Source organism: Algoriphagus sp. AGSA1 (assembly GCF_021390545.1).
Taxonomy (GTDB): domain Bacteria; phylum Bacteroidota; class Bacteroidia; order Cytophagales; family Cyclobacteriaceae; genus Algoriphagus.
Genome location: NZ_JAJUWR010000025.1, coordinates 32,370 through 48,893, shown reverse-complemented (window position 1 = coordinate 48,893; position 16,524 = coordinate 32,370). Strand labels below are relative to the sequence as shown.

Annotated in this window: 11 protein-coding genes; 2 read left to right on the top strand and 9 right to left on the bottom strand. The window is 41.9% G+C overall.

Annotated elements, in window-relative coordinates; genetic code table 11:
- Window positions 1–117: 117 nt before the first annotated feature.
- On the bottom strand, window positions 118–1,278 hold the full coding sequence (locus LZF95_RS18625; RefSeq protein WP_233756541.1) for a cellulase family glycosylhydrolase: 1,161 nt from the start codon (window positions 1,276–1,278) through the stop codon (window positions 118–120).
- 144 nt (window positions 1,279–1,422) lie between these two features.
- Between LZF95_RS18625 and LZF95_RS18620 the strand changes: the two genes are divergently transcribed.
- On the top strand, window positions 1,423–2,118 hold the full coding sequence (locus LZF95_RS18620; protein WP_233756540.1) for a hypothetical protein: 696 nt from the start codon (window positions 1,423–1,425) through the stop codon (window positions 2,116–2,118).
- Between the two features lie 209 nt (window positions 2,119–2,327).
- Here LZF95_RS18620 and LZF95_RS18615 read toward each other — a convergent pair whose 3' ends face one another.
- Window positions 2,328–3,512 carry a hypothetical protein gene (locus tag LZF95_RS18615; RefSeq protein ID WP_233756539.1) on the bottom strand — a complete coding sequence of 395 codons (1,185 nt, stop codon included), beginning with the start codon at window positions 3,510–3,512 and terminating at the stop codon, window positions 2,328–2,330.
- Window positions 3,513–3,627: 115 nt separating this feature from the next.
- Between LZF95_RS18615 and LZF95_RS18610 the strand changes: the two genes are divergently transcribed.
- Window positions 3,628–4,779, top strand: a complete 1,152-nt coding sequence (locus LZF95_RS18610; RefSeq protein WP_233756538.1) for an ATP-binding protein — start codon at window positions 3,628–3,630, stop codon at window positions 4,777–4,779.
- A 373-nt stretch (window positions 4,780–5,152) separates the two neighbouring features.
- On the opposite strand, the gene LZF95_RS18605 is transcribed toward LZF95_RS18610, so the two are convergent.
- The 7 genes from LZF95_RS18605 to LZF95_RS18575 form a co-directional block, all read right to left on the bottom strand.
- Window positions 5,153–6,256 carry a 6-bladed beta-propeller gene (locus tag LZF95_RS18605; RefSeq protein ID WP_233756537.1) on the bottom strand — a complete coding sequence of 368 codons (1,104 nt, stop codon included), beginning with the start codon at window positions 6,254–6,256 and terminating at the stop codon, window positions 5,153–5,155.
- Between the two features lie 175 nt (window positions 6,257–6,431).
- Window positions 6,432–9,620 (bottom strand): efflux RND transporter permease subunit, encoded by a 3,189-nt coding sequence (locus tag LZF95_RS18600; RefSeq protein WP_233756536.1) that lies wholly within the window; start codon window positions 9,618–9,620, stop codon window positions 6,432–6,434.
- A gap of 1 nt (window position 9,621) precedes the next feature.
- Window positions 9,622–12,666, bottom strand: coding sequence for an efflux RND transporter permease subunit (locus tag LZF95_RS18595; protein ID WP_233756535.1), 3,045 nt, complete (start codon window positions 12,664–12,666; stop codon window positions 9,622–9,624).
- Between the two features lie 3 nt (window positions 12,667–12,669).
- A complete protein-coding gene (locus tag LZF95_RS18590) occupies window positions 12,670–13,740 on the bottom strand; it encodes an efflux RND transporter periplasmic adaptor subunit (protein ID WP_233756534.1) in 1,071 nt (356 codons plus the stop codon).
- A gap of 81 nt (window positions 13,741–13,821) precedes the next feature.
- Window positions 13,822–14,316, bottom strand: coding sequence for a septal ring lytic transglycosylase RlpA family protein (locus LZF95_RS18585; RefSeq protein WP_233756533.1), 495 nt, complete (start codon window positions 14,314–14,316; stop codon window positions 13,822–13,824).
- A 166-nt stretch (window positions 14,317–14,482) separates the two neighbouring features.
- A complete protein-coding gene (locus LZF95_RS18580; RefSeq protein ID WP_233756532.1) occupies window positions 14,483–15,559 on the bottom strand; it encodes a hypothetical protein in 1,077 nt (358 codons plus the stop codon).
- A gap of 276 nt (window positions 15,560–15,835) precedes the next feature.
- Window positions 15,836–16,045 carry a hypothetical protein gene (locus LZF95_RS18575; RefSeq protein WP_233756531.1) on the bottom strand — a complete coding sequence of 70 codons (210 nt, stop codon included), beginning with the start codon at window positions 16,043–16,045 and terminating at the stop codon, window positions 15,836–15,838.
- Window positions 16,046–16,524: the final 479 nt, after the last annotated feature.

The window sequence follows — 16,524 nt, the reverse complement described above, 5'->3', positions numbered from 1 at the left end:
GTAATGTAAAGACATTTGTGATCAGCCCAGTAAAATGTGTCGGCCATAAAGCGTGTAGGACCAGTGTCCAAGGAGCAGAATCACATCTTAATGGATCCAGTTCGAATATAGTATTTCTTAAATCTGAGCTCTGAGCAATTCCAAAAACTTCCTGTCCAATTTCTCTCCATACCAGTCTTCGTACTCCACGTCTTTTCTCCCTGAATTCAATACTCCAAAACTCCCTGAAAATTCCCAGATTCCAAAGCCGATTCCATTTTCTTTCAACACTGCCAGCACATCTCCAAACCAGCTGAGAAAAACATCGTGTGGGGTTTCGTTGTAACCACCGCATTCTCCGCAATGTACGCCTACTCCCTGATCTACCAGTGCTTTCCATGGTCCATAATATTCACGGATATCGTCTATATCCAATACCTTTTCTCCCTGAGCCAAAGGCCAGGTAACGGGTGGGACGGTAGAAGGATCCTTATATACCCATCCCGCTTTATAATGGGAAATCGGAAAAGGGTGATATCCACGGCAACTCTGCGCCAGATCCAGATCAGCCAGCTCCGGCATTGCGGTTCCTCCTCCCCCATTTCCGTCTGCAATCACCAACCGGGATTTCTTCACCGATTTGATGGTATCTAAAGCAGCTTTGCCCACACGCCGATAATCCTGCATATCCACTGGGCCACCAGGACTATGCTGATCATTGGGATCGGCACGCTGATAGGGCTCGTTGACCAGGTCAAAGCTCAATTTCTTCTTAGAAATCCCTTTGTACCGATTTGCCCACATCTCCCAGTGGGCGCAGAATGCTTCTTGCGCTTCCTGATCTTTCCAGAGGTTATATGGCTCTACAAATCCTGCATTGATGCAAAATCCAGGCGCACGATGTAAATTCAAACTCACATGGAGCCCATGGGCGATGCAGCGTTCGACAAGCTCATCGATTTTCTCCAAGCGGCTTTCGTCAAAGTTCAACACTTCATCTGGGCGAATCGGTCTGCTTCGGTCTATTTCCAGATAGCTGGGATAAGAAATAGGAATCCTTGCAAAATCAAATCCCCAGTCTGCGATCCATTGGATATATTCCGGTTTTGTAGGTCTTCCGGCATTGGGATCATGGGAGAAAAAATCCAAGAGGTTGAAGCCCTTCCAATCGGGCAACTTATTTTTGGATTTGACTGTCCCAGCAAAAGCCTGAAGTGAAGTACTGGCTGCGAGGCTAAGTCCTGTGCCGATTAAGGCCGATTTCTTAAGAAAATCCCTTCGGGAATCTGAGGTATTCATAGGTTAATTTTAGGTTTGAGTGGTTAAGATACTAAAGCCAGACCAATGGGCAGGCAAATCAAGGATTTTACTTATACACTCATATCAAGAAATCAGCTAAACAAATGGGTATAGGTCTCCCGTATGTTATACAAATTCCCAAGCATGCGAAAACCTATTTTACTCATTCTTTTGTTTATTTCATCTACTCCTCTTTTCGCACAGTTTTTTATTGCAGGCGGGCATATCAATGGTGGACTCCCCGTATTAAGGCTTGAAAAGGAAGTTGGCAAACTATTTTTCCCTACTTTATCAGGAATAGCTCTATACGAATTCCAAGCCCAACCCATACAGATTGGTCTTGAGTTGAGCTATGGAGTCTATGGCACCAAATTAGAGGTGCGGGACGATCTTTACCCTGGATTCTCAGAAAATTATAGGATCAGGCGCAACAATAATTATACTTCTGGAATGGCAGTCTTCCGGTACTTACCATCCATGAGCAGCAAGGTTACTCCTTTTATTGAAATTCAGGCGGGAGCCAACTACTTATATTCAAGATTCAAAATACGCCCTTCCTTTTTTGAGGAAGCAGTAGAAGCTGGTATTGATATGGGGGATTGGGCATTTGGCTACAAACTCGGCGGAGGGATCCAACTTCCATTACCTTTCATAGATGGAGGAAAACTGGAACTCAGACTTAACTATCAGGATGGAGGCTCCATTCGTTTCCTCACCAAAGGGGACACCCACTTTTTACCGGACAAGGGTGATGGAGAGTTTGAGTATAATCCTCGTCAAAGCCCGCTTCAGTTGATTACCGCGTCGATGGGGATAGTGGTTTATGATGCGTTTAGGTAATAATTAAAGTATCGGCTGTCTTATAAGGAACAAAAACCTAGTAAGTCAACTAAGAGCACCAAGATCCGTTATCCTAAAACAACACTACTCGGCCCCCATTATCCTCATCCTATAAAAGAAAAAAAATCCTCGTCGGGTTGATTTTTTGCTTTTCAGCAAGCACTATAAAATCATCACTTTACAACCTTACCACTTTCACACTTTTCAACTCACTCCTCCACCAACCTCACCTTATAAAACAGATTGTAATCCCGCTCCACTTCTCCATCTGCAGCTTTGACGATCAGGGTTCCGTCCGAAAGTCCCAAATTCACATTGCCTTCTACCGGAAGCTTGTTTAAGATCCCGATTTGCTGATCTCCTTTGACGATAATGTAGCGCGGTTTTCTATGCTTTGCCTGAGCTTTTCTCCACTCGGGATCTTGGTGGTAATTCTCTCCCTTAGACCTGAATTCAGCGAAAATATCTTCGGGAATTGCTGTATAGAATATTGCCAACTGATATTCCCCAAAATTCTTCACATCACTAAATGATGGGTAAAGAAGGTTTTCGCGTGAGACATCGGGGATCTCCTCATTTCGATCTGGGTGAGTCAGTGTAATAGCTTTTTCATTGATCAATGAATTCCCATCCCAATCATACAAGAAAAGCTGATTCCCTATGGGTGGAAGCACAGCAGCCTTTTTTCGCCGATTATCAAATGCCAGATACGGAAAACTCTGCCCTATCCAACGGTTAGCTCTTCGGGGTTCCCAAGATGTTGGATACAAGCTTAGTCGTGTGACCGAATCCTGAGTGGTATCATAAAAAAATCCAGTATTCACCCGACTATAAAAATCCGCTCCAATTTTATCAGGATCCACCTCCCCAGGATTATATGAATTCACCTCTTCCCCGAGAATAAAAAGTTTGCCATCTTCACTCCAAGAAGTAAAGGTTTGTCTGAAAAACGAAATAAAAATAGCGTTTAACCCTACAGCAGAACCATTTATCATTTCTGTTTTGCGAAAGTCCGAATCAAAAACATGGTAATCCATACTTGTGGACATTTCTTTAAAAATAAAACGATCTTTGTCCAAAAACCTTCCCTCCAGCGCAAACTGAATTTGATTTGGCCCTTCACCAATCAACTCTACTTCTCTGATCAATTTCCCTTGTCCATCTACCAGCAAGACATTATTTCCTCTTCGTTCTTTTAAGAGGTATTGATCCAGTTCATCCTGATAATCCAATAGCACAACTTCTTCCAGCACCTCCACCATAAGAGAATCATATACTTCAAACTGAAGTTCTTGAAGCGGGCTAGATGGAGTTGAAGCGGATTCTTTTTCGGAGCAGGAAAAATTTAATGTGGCAAAAAGTGCGGTAAGTGCTAGCGAAGAGAATTTATTCATAGTATAAAGTTAAGGTTTTAACCATAGTCGGAAAAGCGGGGATTTATAGGACAACAAGTCCAAGAAAAACAGAATCATCCCTGCAAATCTAAAAATAAATTTTAGATTTGCAGGGATGATTAATAGAGCTATAGAAAAACCATTCTTAAAATCAATATCGCAATTCCCCGTGACTGGTATTGTTGGGCCTAGACAAGTAGGTAAGACTACCTTAGCAAAACAGCTATTGCTAGATACTAAGGTTATTTATCTCGATTTGGAAAAAAACTCGGATCTAAATAAACTGAATGATCCCGAATTATTCTTTTCCCAAAATCAAGACAAAACAATCATCCTTGATGAAATCCAACATCAGCCTGCAATTTTTCCTTTGGTGAGAGCTGTAATCGACGAAAACAGAAAACCAGGAAGATTTATAATCCTTGGTTCTGCCTCCCCTTCTTTGCTTCGGCAAAGTTCAGAAAGTTTGGCAGGAAGGATCAACTACCTGGAAATGACTCCGCTTTCTATTTTGGAAACTTCTGGAAAAATAACAAACCAAGATCTCTGGATTTATGGAGGTTTTCCTGAGCCTGCATTGTCACAGGATCCAAACTTTGTCCAAGATTGGTATCGAAGCTTCACCACGAGCTACATTCAGCGAGATCTACCTCAGTATGGACTACCCGCAGATCCTAGAGTGACCAGGCAATTCTTAATGATGATCGCATCTGTACATGGAGGAGTTCTCAGCTATGCGACTTTTGCCAAATCACTGGGATTGACCGCACCCACCATCAAAACGTATCTTAGTTTTCTCCTAGACGCATTTCTTTTGAGGGAATTACCCGCCTGGTCAGTCAATATAAAAAAACGGCTTGTCAAATCTCCTAAACTATATTTCCGCGATTCAGGCATGCTACATTACATGCTTGGAATAAAGAATATGGAAAGCATCTTTGGCAATATCGTTTTGGGAAGTTCATGGGAAGCCTTTGTCATCAACCAAACTGCGGCGGTAATAAAATCTGATGATGAAATGTATTTTTACCGCACACAAGATGGTTCAGAAATCGACCTCCTTATTCGACGCAATAATACATGGCTTGCAGCAGCAGAGATCAAATTCAGTCTCAGTCCTAAGCTCACCAAAGGCACCTATCTAGCAATGGAGGATTTGGGAATAGAAAAATTACACGTGGTAATTCCTCGGGAAGAAAATTATCCCATGGCAAAAAATATTCAGGTGGTGGGAATCAATCGATTTATTGAGGCTATTTCTGGTTAAACACCTTATTTCCTTTACAACATCACTGGAGACTTACCCCCAATTTCATTATTCGAAATTTATCATTCGACATTCACTATTTCAGAACTTTCAGCGAGTGAGCACACTCCCCTGGGTAGAATTTTAAATGATTTTTCCAAATTACAAACCGTATGAAATGGATTCAGGATTGCAAATCCTGAACAGCTAAAATTGAACAGGAATGTGGTTTTAACGCACTCCTTAATTCCACAGAGAATTGACTCCCTCAGTAGGGTTTATTACTTCCGCTTCTCAAAAATGATGAATTAGTTTTTCTTCAGGTGTCTCCAATTCCTTAGGATTTGTTAAATACAATAAGGCACCTACACCTAGAAGCAGAATAATGATAATACTACCCCGGTATTTTCGCATAAAGAATAACAGGATTGGAATCCTCAGTCACTGTCGCCAGCGAAGCTTTTGCTTTATCGCTGAGGTTGAGTTTTTCACTATTTCTCACCAAATAAGGCGCATAGGCAATAAACACCAGTTGATCCCCTTCCAACCCAATAAGTGAATTGAAATATCCCAGCTCGCCGTCAATTTCCATTATAAATTCTTTATCCGTCTTTTTATTCCATACATACAGCGTTTTCTTAATGTCCCGTTCTTTCTGAAAATTAACATAGGCTACGAAATATTGTTCGTTCTCTTCCAAGAAAGCAATATTCGAAAACCCTTGCTTGTTGATCATTTCAAATCCCGCAAAGGCATCCATCTCCCAGAATTTTTCAGGTACCGCAGTTGGGCCAAAATCAAAGGTGTAAACTTCCTTTAAGGAATCTTCCTCACTCAGTTGATATACGTTGCCCTTAAATGACTCTCTAAATAGGACCGCTTCATTCCCCTCAAAGAAGGACTGCTCATCCATCGGCAGCATTTTCTCATTGAAATCATTTGACAAGAGTTCTTTCCTAATCGCCCCGGATCCGTCTGCAACAAACAACCGATGATCTCCCGCTACACTATTGTAGCTACTGTAATACCATACCTCATCCTGATTTAACGGGTAAAAGGCAAAGGCATTTATTGGATAGGGGGTGCTTTTCAGGAGTTTCCCCGATTTGGAGAATGTATGTAGCTCCAAGGAATTACCCATACCGGAATTCACCAGTACTTCCTCTTCGAGAACCCTGAAGTTGCGAATCTCCGGAACTTGTCCCGGTGCCTCTCCGATTTCAGCAATAATTCCCAAATGTTTGCCTTCATTGGAAAAATGATGTATTCCTTTACCACGAAAGTTGTTCATTGCATAGTAGCCATCTTTATCATACATGACCCAGAGGTATTCACCCAACAATTCAGTAGAATCAGATGCAAGAGGAATTGCTTTTTCGATCAATAAATCAGCCGAGACCTTTTCAAGAGCATCAAAATCAATAGTTTTAACAGATTCAACGCGACTCTCCCCACAGCCGATGACAGATAATAATGCGAATGCTATAATTTTTCTCATTGTGTTTCTTTTATAAATTAAACATCGGTTATGTTGAATTTTGATAAGTTACTCCGATTAGGAATTTCTCTTCATGGTTCAGAGAAAAAAGAAGAAGCTCAAAGGATATATTGAATTTTTCACATACAAAGAACCTTGAGAAGATTATTGCCCATTTCCTCCCTATTGCAACACCTCAGGCATTATTCAATTCTGTAGCACCACGTCGCTTCCAAAAGAACCATCTTCTTTTGCGCTTCACCACCTTTTCTGGAGTCTTCTTTTCCGTACGAGTTTTCTTCCAAAGCAGTACCGGCAATATCCAAAACACACCAAACATACTGAATATCAACCCTCCAATGGTGCCTATCGCCAGCGAGAACCAGAAAACCTCATTCTGACCCTCAATGATAAATGGGATCAAACCAAAGCAGGTGGACATAATGGTAAGTAAAATAGGAACGGCCTTGCCTGCGACTGACTTGAGTACATTACGGTTATAAAGCCCCTGTGCTCGATTGTTAAGATCATTTACAATAAAGATCCCGGCATTCACAGCTAATCCTCCAAGCATCACAAAGGCCGCATATCCACCCTGATCGAAATAAAAATCAAAGAGAGAGAAGATCAAAAACAGACCTATAAAACTGATTGGGATGATAGCGATAATATATACGGGTTGTTTTAGGTTCTCGAACAACACTGAGCAGATCATAAACACTCCAATAATCAATAATCCTAACAGGGAATACTGACGTTTTTGCTGCCCATAATTCCAATAATAAGAATCCCTGTTTGCCTCATACCCGATAGGCATTATTTGCTTCATTTCTTCTAGCACCTCCTCCAGGTACTCTGAACCAAACTTCGCCGACCCCATGTATTCAAAAGCCACTATCCTGATGTATTGTCTGTCTTCTTTATTCAGGGAATTGGTAGTTGTCTCTTTGATCAATGTACCGTAATCTGAGACTTTGAACACCTTGTTTTCACCACCTATCAGTCCTTTCTGCTCCAGGTCAAACTTGCTGAAACCACCGGATTCACGCTCTCGAATCACCATACCATAATTCTGGTTTTCCAGCGTAAGCATCGTAGAAGGATTGGTAGGCTTGGACATATCCTGCAAAGCGGTGATCACCTCCAACTGATTTGTTTGTCCCAGTGCCAATTTGTTCTGATCCAGACGAAGCACATATTCCTCTGTCTTCTGCTCTCCCCAGTTTCTTTCGTTGGTATTTACCTCCTGAATACGCTTATGTGCCAAAAGCTTCTCTGCCAACACATCCGCCTGACGCTCTAGCTCATCAAAATTATAGCCCTTCATCTTAACTCGATAGCTAGGGATCTGATCACTGGACCCACCGGTATAAAACCCCTGCCCCACCCCCGACACAGTCCATTGCGCACCGCTCCAGTCGGTGGATTTCACAGAAAGTTTCCCCTTCAGCTGGTAAGGCAAAGCCCCTCTTTCGTACTCTTCTTTGAAAGTGATTTCAATTCTTGCACTTTGCCCATTATAAACCGATGTCACGAATTGATCTATTCCTTCTACATCCTTCAGATAGAGTTCAAACTCACGCATGATGAAGTCCATCTGCTCGAGGGTATTGCCAAACGGCAGCCTGCAGGTAACATAAAGCCTTGTTTTTGCCACTTCCCTATAGCCTCCTTTTTCATATACGCCACGGGCAAACATACGCATGGAACCTCCAAGAGCTTTATCCACGTAAGGCCGGATTTCCTCCTGATAAAAAGTATTTCCTATCGTCTTATTGTACCATTCATGATCTTCCCATTTGGCAGGGAGGTAAAATATAGGAAGTCCAAAAAGCAGGATTAAAAACGTGATAAATGTCTTACGGTACCTTGCTGTCCATGCGATCCCCCGTTCATAGCTTCGCAAAGCTTTTACCCGCGTACGCAACTTAGGCAGCGTCAACTTTCTTCCTTGCTTAATGGATTCTTTGAACATTACCTGGTAAAAAGCCGGGGTAAACACCAAAGCGATCAAAAGGGAAATCCCCAGCATAATCGATACTACCAGAGAAAATTCAGTCAGATTTTTACGTTCTTCTTCAGGCAATAGAAAAACGATCATCAATGCGGCAATGGTCGTCAGGGAGGCTGCCAAAAGAGCCAGGAATACACGGCGGTTTCTGTGCTTATGTAAGTGATCGATCATGATGATCGCATTGTCCACAATAAGCCCAAAACTAATCGTCAACCCTGCCAGGGAATACATGTGTATATCTACCTTGAGAAAATACAGCACAATGGCACATAGGCTTAGGTTAGCCAGGATCCCCAAGAAAAGTATGCTCAGGTACTTGATATTTCTATTGATCAAAAAGATAAAAACAACCAGAATCAAAATGGAAAGGCCTGATCTCTTGTATATTTTATCCAGCTCTTTTTCCAGAAACTCAGTATCATCTTTTTCCAGCCTGGCCTGAAAGCCTGCAGGAAGTAACTCTCCTGCCTCTTGGATTGCTTGCTTGAGCTTTTGCGCCAGCAGTACTTTATTGACCCCATCCCTATTGTACACCGCAAGTGTGACAGAGTTATTGCCATTGATCCTAAAGTAACTAATAGGCTCAGCTTCCTCCAAGGTCAGACTAGCCACATCCCTGAGACGGACTTCCTTTCCGCCCAACTCGCTTACCACCAGATTCTCAAGCTGCGCTTTATCTTTCAGTTTACGATCCACTTGCACAAAGAGTGTTTTTCCTTCTTTGTTCAATACCGCTCCTGGGAAACTCAATCCAAATGCACGTCCGATACTCCCTTCCAATTGGCTTCTGGTCACTCCAACAGCCTGCATCTTTTGAATATCATAGGTCACAAAGAGCTGCAGATCATTAGCTCCCTGCACCGTGACTTCCTCCACCTCCTCGTATCGGGTGAGCGCAGGTTTTAGTATATCCTCCGTGATTTTCTTGATCTCAAAAGAGGCAAATGGCCCATTTACACTGTAGATCAGAATAGGATCTTTCGCATCTTGGCGGGCTTCATTAGCCTGTGCTACGGTAGGATATCTCACCTTAGGATCCAACTGGGGATAAATCTGCCGGATAATAGAAGAAATCTCGAACTTCTTCATTTCCATATCCGCTTTTTTGTCAAAAGTAAGCCGGATTGACCCCTGATTGTAATTTGAGTTAGATGTGATCTGCTTCAGTTCAGATAGCCTGGAAAAAGCCCCCTCCAGGGGAGAGGTGGCAAGCTTTTCTACTATTTCCGGGGATGCATTATTGATACCAAACCCTACGGAAAGGATCGGGGATTTTTCCTTCGGGTTCAGATCCAGAGAGAGCAAAGGGATGGCTGCCAATCCAAGGATTGAAACGACGACGAATACTATCAGAATTCTGAAAGGAGTCATATCAGGTCGTCTTCAGTGATTTCTTTGAAACCGTAAACCAATACGCCAATGGCACGAAATATAATGAAGTGACTGTACCTATCGTCAGTCCACCAATCACCGCAAACACCAACGGACGCTGTAGATCTGCCCCCAACCCGCTGCTAAATACAATCGGAATCAATGCCAAAATCGTCGTAATAGATGTCATCAAGATTGGCTTGAGACGTATCTGCCCTGCTCTATGCAGCGCCATTTCGAGTGCTTCGGCAGCAGAAGTAGAATCAGACTCCACATAGCTTGATCGCAGGCGGTTAATCGTATCTATTTTCAAAATCGCATCATTCACCATGATTCCCAGCATCACTACAAGACCAATGGCAGACATCACGTTCAAAGTAGCTCCGCATAGTAACAGCACTAAAAATGCCCCTCCGATTCCTAAAGGAAGCGTAAACACTACTATTAAAGGCTGGATAAAACTCTCAAATTGCGCAGCCAGGATAAAGTAAAGAAGCAACACCGAGATCAACAGTATCCCGATCAATTGACGGACATTTTCCCGATCTTTAAAATACTGTCCTACGGCCGTCACTCCTAGATTCTTGTCCTGCCCCCACCGCACATAATCCCGTAATCCCTCATCAGGATTATCGGCGGTGACGAATAGAGACTGATAAATCCCGCCCTTATCGGCTGTCACATATTTGTAATGATCTTCGTATTGATAGTCTATAAATTCTCCCAAAATGTAAGAAGTAGTATCAGAAGCAAATAACCTTGTATTGCGCAGTAAACTTTCAAACCGAGCATTAGTCTCCTTCAGCCGGATGGGAGTAATCACACCAAACCTCCTGATATCTGTGATAGTATAGCTTCCGAAGAGTTTGGAAATCTGCGTCTGTACAGCATCCACGGGGATCTGATAGGTAGCCATTTTGTCCGCCCGAAGCGTGAATACCACGGAGGCCTCTTTCTGCAATCCCGGACCCCGCTCCCACTCTCTGGTTGGGAATTGACTGAGCCATGGATCCATTTTTTCTTCCGGTATCGGTTCTTTTGCTTCCAGATCCTTCCATCTCACTTCATAATAGGGCATACTGGAATTGAACAACTGATCAAATGCATTAGGCGCATCGCCCAAGATGAATGATGCTTCAGGGTAATTCTTTTTCAAATAATCCTGCAACTGGTTGATTGCGGCCTGCTTTTCTTCCACAGATGGAAAAAGAAAATAAAGCAAGGATTGTTGGATGGAATTTTCACCGTCAAAAAGCAAAAACTGCTTTACTCCCACATCTGCTTCAGCTTGTGTATAATTCCCATCCAAAGTTTTCAGAAGAGCCAACACCCTATGCTTGTTTTCTGTAGCCGAAATGGGCTCACTCCAATCCACATCCAGTGTCGCGTCCAGTTTTTCGATTTCGGGCAAGCCGGTAGTATCGAGGATCAAGCTGATGCCAAGACCTAGCGGGATCAACAACAAAAAACCCAGCATAGCCAATTTCCTATTGCTGATCACCTTGTGATACAGATAATCATAACCAGCCAGTACTTTACTGAAAAACAATCCCTCACCTTCATCATAAGGTTTTTTGCTCCGGGAGAACATAATCAAATAGAGCATGGGCAGAAGAATAAATGCCACAGCCAAGGAAACTGACAAAATAGCGGTCACCGCTACTGCCTGATCAAAAAACAAAGCTCCTGAAATCCCGCTCAGAAAAACCAAAGGTACAAATACCGCCAGGGTAGTAAGCACTGAACTGATCAATGCTCCCATCACTTCGTTCACACCTTCTACACAAGCTTCGAAAAGAGGCAAACCACTCTCACGTTTTCTGGTAATATTATCCAAAACAATGATGGCGTTATCGATCAGCATCCCGATCCCCAGTGCCAGACCTGACAGGGAAATGATGTTGATGGACAAATCGAAAAAGTAAAAAACAAGGAAACTGATCAATAAGGAAGAAGGCAAACTTACGCCGATTATCAGTGGAAGTCTGTAATCTTTCATAAAAAGGAAAAGCACCGCAAAGGCAAACACACCTCCAAATAGCAGGGAAGTCTCCAGGTTAGAAATAGCCGCATTGAGAAGATTGGACTGATCTTGGGTCAACTCGAATTCTACCTGAGGATAATCTTCTTTAAAATATCCCAGCGACTTTTTCAGCTCAGGGATCAGTTCATTCATTTTGGCCGAGGCCTGCTTGTGAACTGTAATGACCAAGCCTTCATCTGTTCCGAAAAGATGATATCCCAACGTCTCCTGTGTCTCATAGCTGACTTCGGCCAGTTTGCCCAACGGGATAATCACTCCTGAGGAAGCTGCCACAGGCAGACTCTCAATATCCTTGGGCGTATCCACCCGGGTAGCCAGACGTAAATAATAACGGAACTGACCATCTTTGACAGAGATCCCCGGAAGATCCTGATTCCCTGATTTTATGGCAGAGATCACGTTTTCCTGCGTCATTCCTAGTGCGGACAGTGCCTCTTCCCTTGGTTTTACGGTGATTATCCTATCTTTTTTACCATTGATATCCACCAGTGAGACCCCAGGTAATTGCTCTATCCTTTTTTTAAGGACATTCTCTGCCAACAAGCTGACCTCTATTTCATCTATTCCTTCCTTGGGCACCACTTGAACTCGGACCACGGGTATATCGGAGGTATTGATCCGGATCACCTCTGGACGTGACAGATCCTCCGGAAGCGAATTGGTCAGCCTGTCTATTTTTTCGTTGACATCTATATAGGCAAGCTCCATCTTGGTACTATAATCGAATGTGAGCCAAATTGTCCCTACTTCCGACCCTGCCTTGGAATCCATCTCTTCCAAGCCATTCAAGGTAATCAACCCCTCTCTGATCCGGCTCAACACATTTTGTTCGATAGCTTCAGGAGAGGCGTTGGGATAATTGACCTTCACCACAATCTGCGGCACGTCGATGGGAGGCAAAAGAGAAATAGGGAGTGTTCGCAGTACGATGAAGGAAAATACCATCAACGCCATAAAAGTCATAAAAACTGCAATCGGCCGGGCCAGTAAAAATCTAACCATGGCTTATTCTTTTATGATTTGAACTGGTGCCTGGTGTGCAAGCTGGAGGTTGTTCGAGGTGATGACCGTGCTATTTTCCTCAATACCATCAAGAATCTCAACTTCCTTCCCATTATCCTTGCCCACTTCTACGTAGTTCCATTTAGACTCCTTGTTTTCTATGGTGAACACCACAGCTCTGCCCGACCTATACACGAGCGCATCTTTAGGTACCACCAAGGAGTTGTTTTGTGGAGAGCGAATGATAGCCCTGGCATTCATCCCAGGGAGCAAATCCTTATTGGCAGCCAGTGTAATGGACACCTGCACCAGACCACTTTCATCTACTTTAGGATTGATGCCCGTTACTTTGCCAGTAAGAGCGGTTTGTGTATTTGATATGGGATAAACCTCTGCTTTTTGATTGATGGAAATAAGGTTGATGTCCGACTCCAAGACTTTCACCTTAAGTATGAACTCATTTGTAGAGAGTATCTCACATAATTCTGTATTAGCGCCTACCAAAGCCCCCGCTCTATGTTTAAGATCTGCTACTTTCCCGGATATCGGAGCCTTGACCACCGTCCGTTCAAAAGCCAACTGAGCTTCTTTGAGTTCCACTTCACTCATAAAAACCCCATTCTTAGCTTTAAGCTGTTCTTCTACGATGCCTTGCTGTTCCACACTATCCGAGGCAAATAATTCCGGAAAGCCAAACTTGGCGGACTCATAAAGCGCATTTGCGTTTCTCAGCGAAATCTTGGCCTTTTCCAGTCTCAGTTCAGGCTCTGCAGGATCCAGGACTGCTATCACATCTCCTTTTTGCACATATTGACCTTCCTGGACATTTACTTCTTGAAGATAACCTGCCTGTTCTATTACAGTCATCACTTCCGCACCTGCCTCGAGTTTACCGGTGGCATCGATCAGATAATCAAAGCTTTTTCGCTCTGCCTTTGCCGTATTCACCTCAGTGGCGGCAACTTCATTTCGAAATGATTCTTTGGGAGCTTCTTCGACCTTTTCCTTATCTTCCTGGCAGGAGGAAAATAGAGCAATCAAAAAACCGAAAAGTAAGAGAGTAGAGTTTTTCATTGAAATAGTAGTTTCAAGTCTTAAGAAACTAACTAATTATTCAATGTCAAAATATTTAGTATGTAAACGATGTTAATGATTCTAAAAAAATGAGATTGACGTGTCAATTCTCGGTGTTGGCGGGCTAATGGCCTCTTCCACTGGCCTTAACCTCAGGGATGCAGGCGGGTCTTCCCCGAAATACTCAATTAGGCGGTTAATCTCTGAGGGAGTTTCTACCTCTATACTCACGATGGTTATCCCATCGTGAAGAATCCCCAGCTGAGTTCCTGCTTTGCGGGAAAGATCTATAATCCTTTTGGAATTTCTCGGGAGCCTATCGTTGATCCGTACCCACACCGATTCTCCGGTATCAATACGAGTCACCTTTACCTTGGTATTAAATGGCAGTGTCTTGTGCGCAGCAGTTAAACTATCCATATGGAAAATCTCACCGTTGGAAGTTCGCTTCAGATGGAATCTCCTGCCATAAAAGCTAGCCGTTCCTTCCTGTATCAACAATGCATCAGGTGGCAGGGGTGGCCGCTCAGCGTCAGCGGACATCGCTGCTATCAATATCAGAAACCAATTCCACATAAAATCTCACGGATTATTGTCTGGCTTTTCAATAAAGATGCCAATTAATGTCATTTATAGGAAATGACTTACGGTTAGGCTATAAGGCAGATTACTTGATTTGAAAAAATCATTAAAATTAAATCAGTAACTGATTGCTTTTTTGAAAATTATTGAATATTCAAAATCAAAAATCGGAATGCAAAGAATATTTAACAACTGTAGAGTTTTCGTATAATAAAAATAAACTTCCTCCAAAGACTGTTATTTCATTTGATCCCTGACCATCTTCCAAGTTGGGGACTAAAAAAGAATATTGGTATTTCCCATTACTTGCCGAATATACATCTATTGGCCTTTCTCCGCCATAAGAAGGCTCTAAAACATTGGAAAGAACGTAAACTTTCCCATTACTAATTGCTCTACTAAAATTACCTCTCAAATCAGGACTAACTTCATGAACCAAATAACCAGGACTAATTTCCTTCTTAACAAAACTCGGTATAGGAAGTTTATCTATGGTTTGAAACGCATTTACAAACCCTCCAGTCTTGTCAAAAACAAATGCATAACCCGCCTTATTGCACGTATATACCACATAATTTCCGGAACCTGCTGAAAAATACCCCTCAAAAATCAAGTTCTTGTCGTATGGTATAGATTGCAATTCTCGATCAGAAAGGAAAGAGTCCAAAAGATCTACTATTTGGTATTCTCTAATTACAGAGTCCCGAACAAAATTTTTGACTAAAAACCTATATTGATCATCGGACGCCTCAGCAAATAAATAGGTATCGACAGTAAGCTGAACCATATCATTCACCCAATTATCTCCATCAAATTTATTGAATAACAAAAGTGAATCAGAAGAATCAAATTTTCTGAATAGCTGCTGAGAGAAGTCAAAAGTAGAATATTCATTGTTTGACTCAAAAAACACTCTTTTCAATCCAACATGTTCATTTGGACCTTCTCCTTTATTTATGAAATCATTAAGGAATGATAAAGTGGAATCAAGAACTATTACCTTGTTTAGGTAATTATCGACCAACCATATAGAATCCTTACTTGCAGATATCAAAAATGCTTTACCATCATAAGCAAAATCTCCAATCCGTGTGATTATATTTTCGTGAAAAACCCTATTTTTAATTTCCTCTCCTAAATTTTGTATAATCCGATCTGTTTCATTCCTTTTATCTCCACTGCAAGAGAAAAGCAAACTGACAAAAAAGGCAATTATATGTACATTAATTTTGTTCATCTCAAAACAAAGACCATCAAATCAAAATGGATTTGATGGTCAGGTTAAAATTATAATGAAATAACAATAGCAGAGCTATCTTTTCCTTTGACAAAAGAAACTGGGATTCCGTTTACCCAAACTCTACATCGTTCACCTCTGCCTTCACATAGAACGTAATCTTCTGTGGCAACTGACTTAGATGGCGCAAGTACTGAGATACCTAAAATAAATGAGACAATCACAATTTTACTCCCAGTACTCCAATAATATTTTAGACTTTTCATATATCTAATCTTATGGAGCTATTACAACAATAGTTCCACTACCTTTTGTTTTGAATGAAGAAACTTTCACATCCTTACCTTCAAATGTGATAGTCGCTTCGCATGACTCTCCACTACCTGGGCATACATGAAGTTCTTCTCCAGCATACGTCGAACTTGTAAAATTAATCCCAATCAGCATCAGCCCAACCGCACTAATTCGCAAAAACATCTTTTTCATTTTTTTGTCGTTTGTGCCCCAAGCAAAAAACAAAGAGCAAGTTAAAATTAATTGATTTTGAAAAATTCAAGAACTTGGCACCAATCTTAATCTTTCGTTTTAAATTTTAAAAAAAACATAAGGAAAAAAATGATTGGTTTGAAAATTTACAAATAAAATGCAGCCATTTGATTATCAATATGTAAAATTTTTACCGTTTATTGAAGTAAAAAACTTAAATCACTCAAGTTTCACCATGTAGTAATCTACACTTCGCACCACTAACCCCAAACCAGCCTACATCAGGTAAGAGGAAGTGACTATTCATTGATTCACATCTGAAACTGTGTCCCCATCTCACCATCAAAATGTAAATAACGACTATTCTTGTTCTCATTAGTATTCCCATGAGCACCTCCTTTTGGTACTGCTAAAGTTGGAATACATCATCATAAAAATTGGCTCTCCCCTCTTGGGTAAGTCAGACATCCGGAGGCAAT

Bases quoted from the DNA above. Each gene is read 5' to 3' on its own strand.
- LZF95_RS18595 (WP_233756535.1), bottom strand. From the start codon at position 12,666: ATGGTTAGATTTTTACTGGCCCGGCCGATTGCAGTTTTTATGACTTTT.
- LZF95_RS18625 (WP_233756541.1), bottom strand. From the start codon at position 1,278: ATGAATACCTCAGATTCCCGAAGGGATTTTCTTAAGAAATCGGCCTTA.
- LZF95_RS18600 (WP_233756536.1), bottom strand. From the start codon at position 9,620: ATGACTCCTTTCAGAATTCTGATAGTATTCGTCGTCGTTTCAATCCTT.
- LZF95_RS18620 (WP_233756540.1), top strand. From the start codon at position 1,423: ATGCGAAAACCTATTTTACTCATTCTTTTGTTTATTTCATCTACTCCT.
- LZF95_RS18605 (WP_233756537.1), bottom strand. From the start codon at position 6,256: ATGAGAAAAATTATAGCATTCGCATTATTATCTGTCATCGGCTGTGGG.
- LZF95_RS18580 (WP_233756532.1), bottom strand. From the start codon at position 15,559: ATGAACAAAATTAATGTACATATAATTGCCTTTTTTGTCAGTTTGCTT.
- LZF95_RS18610 (WP_233756538.1), top strand. From the start codon at position 3,628: ATGATTAATAGAGCTATAGAAAAACCATTCTTAAAATCAATATCGCAA.
- LZF95_RS18585 (WP_233756533.1), bottom strand. From the start codon at position 14,316: ATGTGGAATTGGTTTCTGATATTGATAGCAGCGATGTCCGCTGACGCT.
- LZF95_RS18615 (WP_233756539.1), bottom strand. From the start codon at position 3,512: ATGAATAAATTCTCTTCGCTAGCACTTACCGCACTTTTTGCCACATTA.
- LZF95_RS18575 (WP_233756531.1), bottom strand. From the start codon at position 16,045: ATGAAAAAGATGTTTTTGCGAATTAGTGCGGTTGGGCTGATGCTGATT.
- LZF95_RS18590 (WP_233756534.1), bottom strand. From the start codon at position 13,740: ATGAAAAACTCTACTCTCTTACTTTTCGGTTTTTTGATTGCTCTATTT.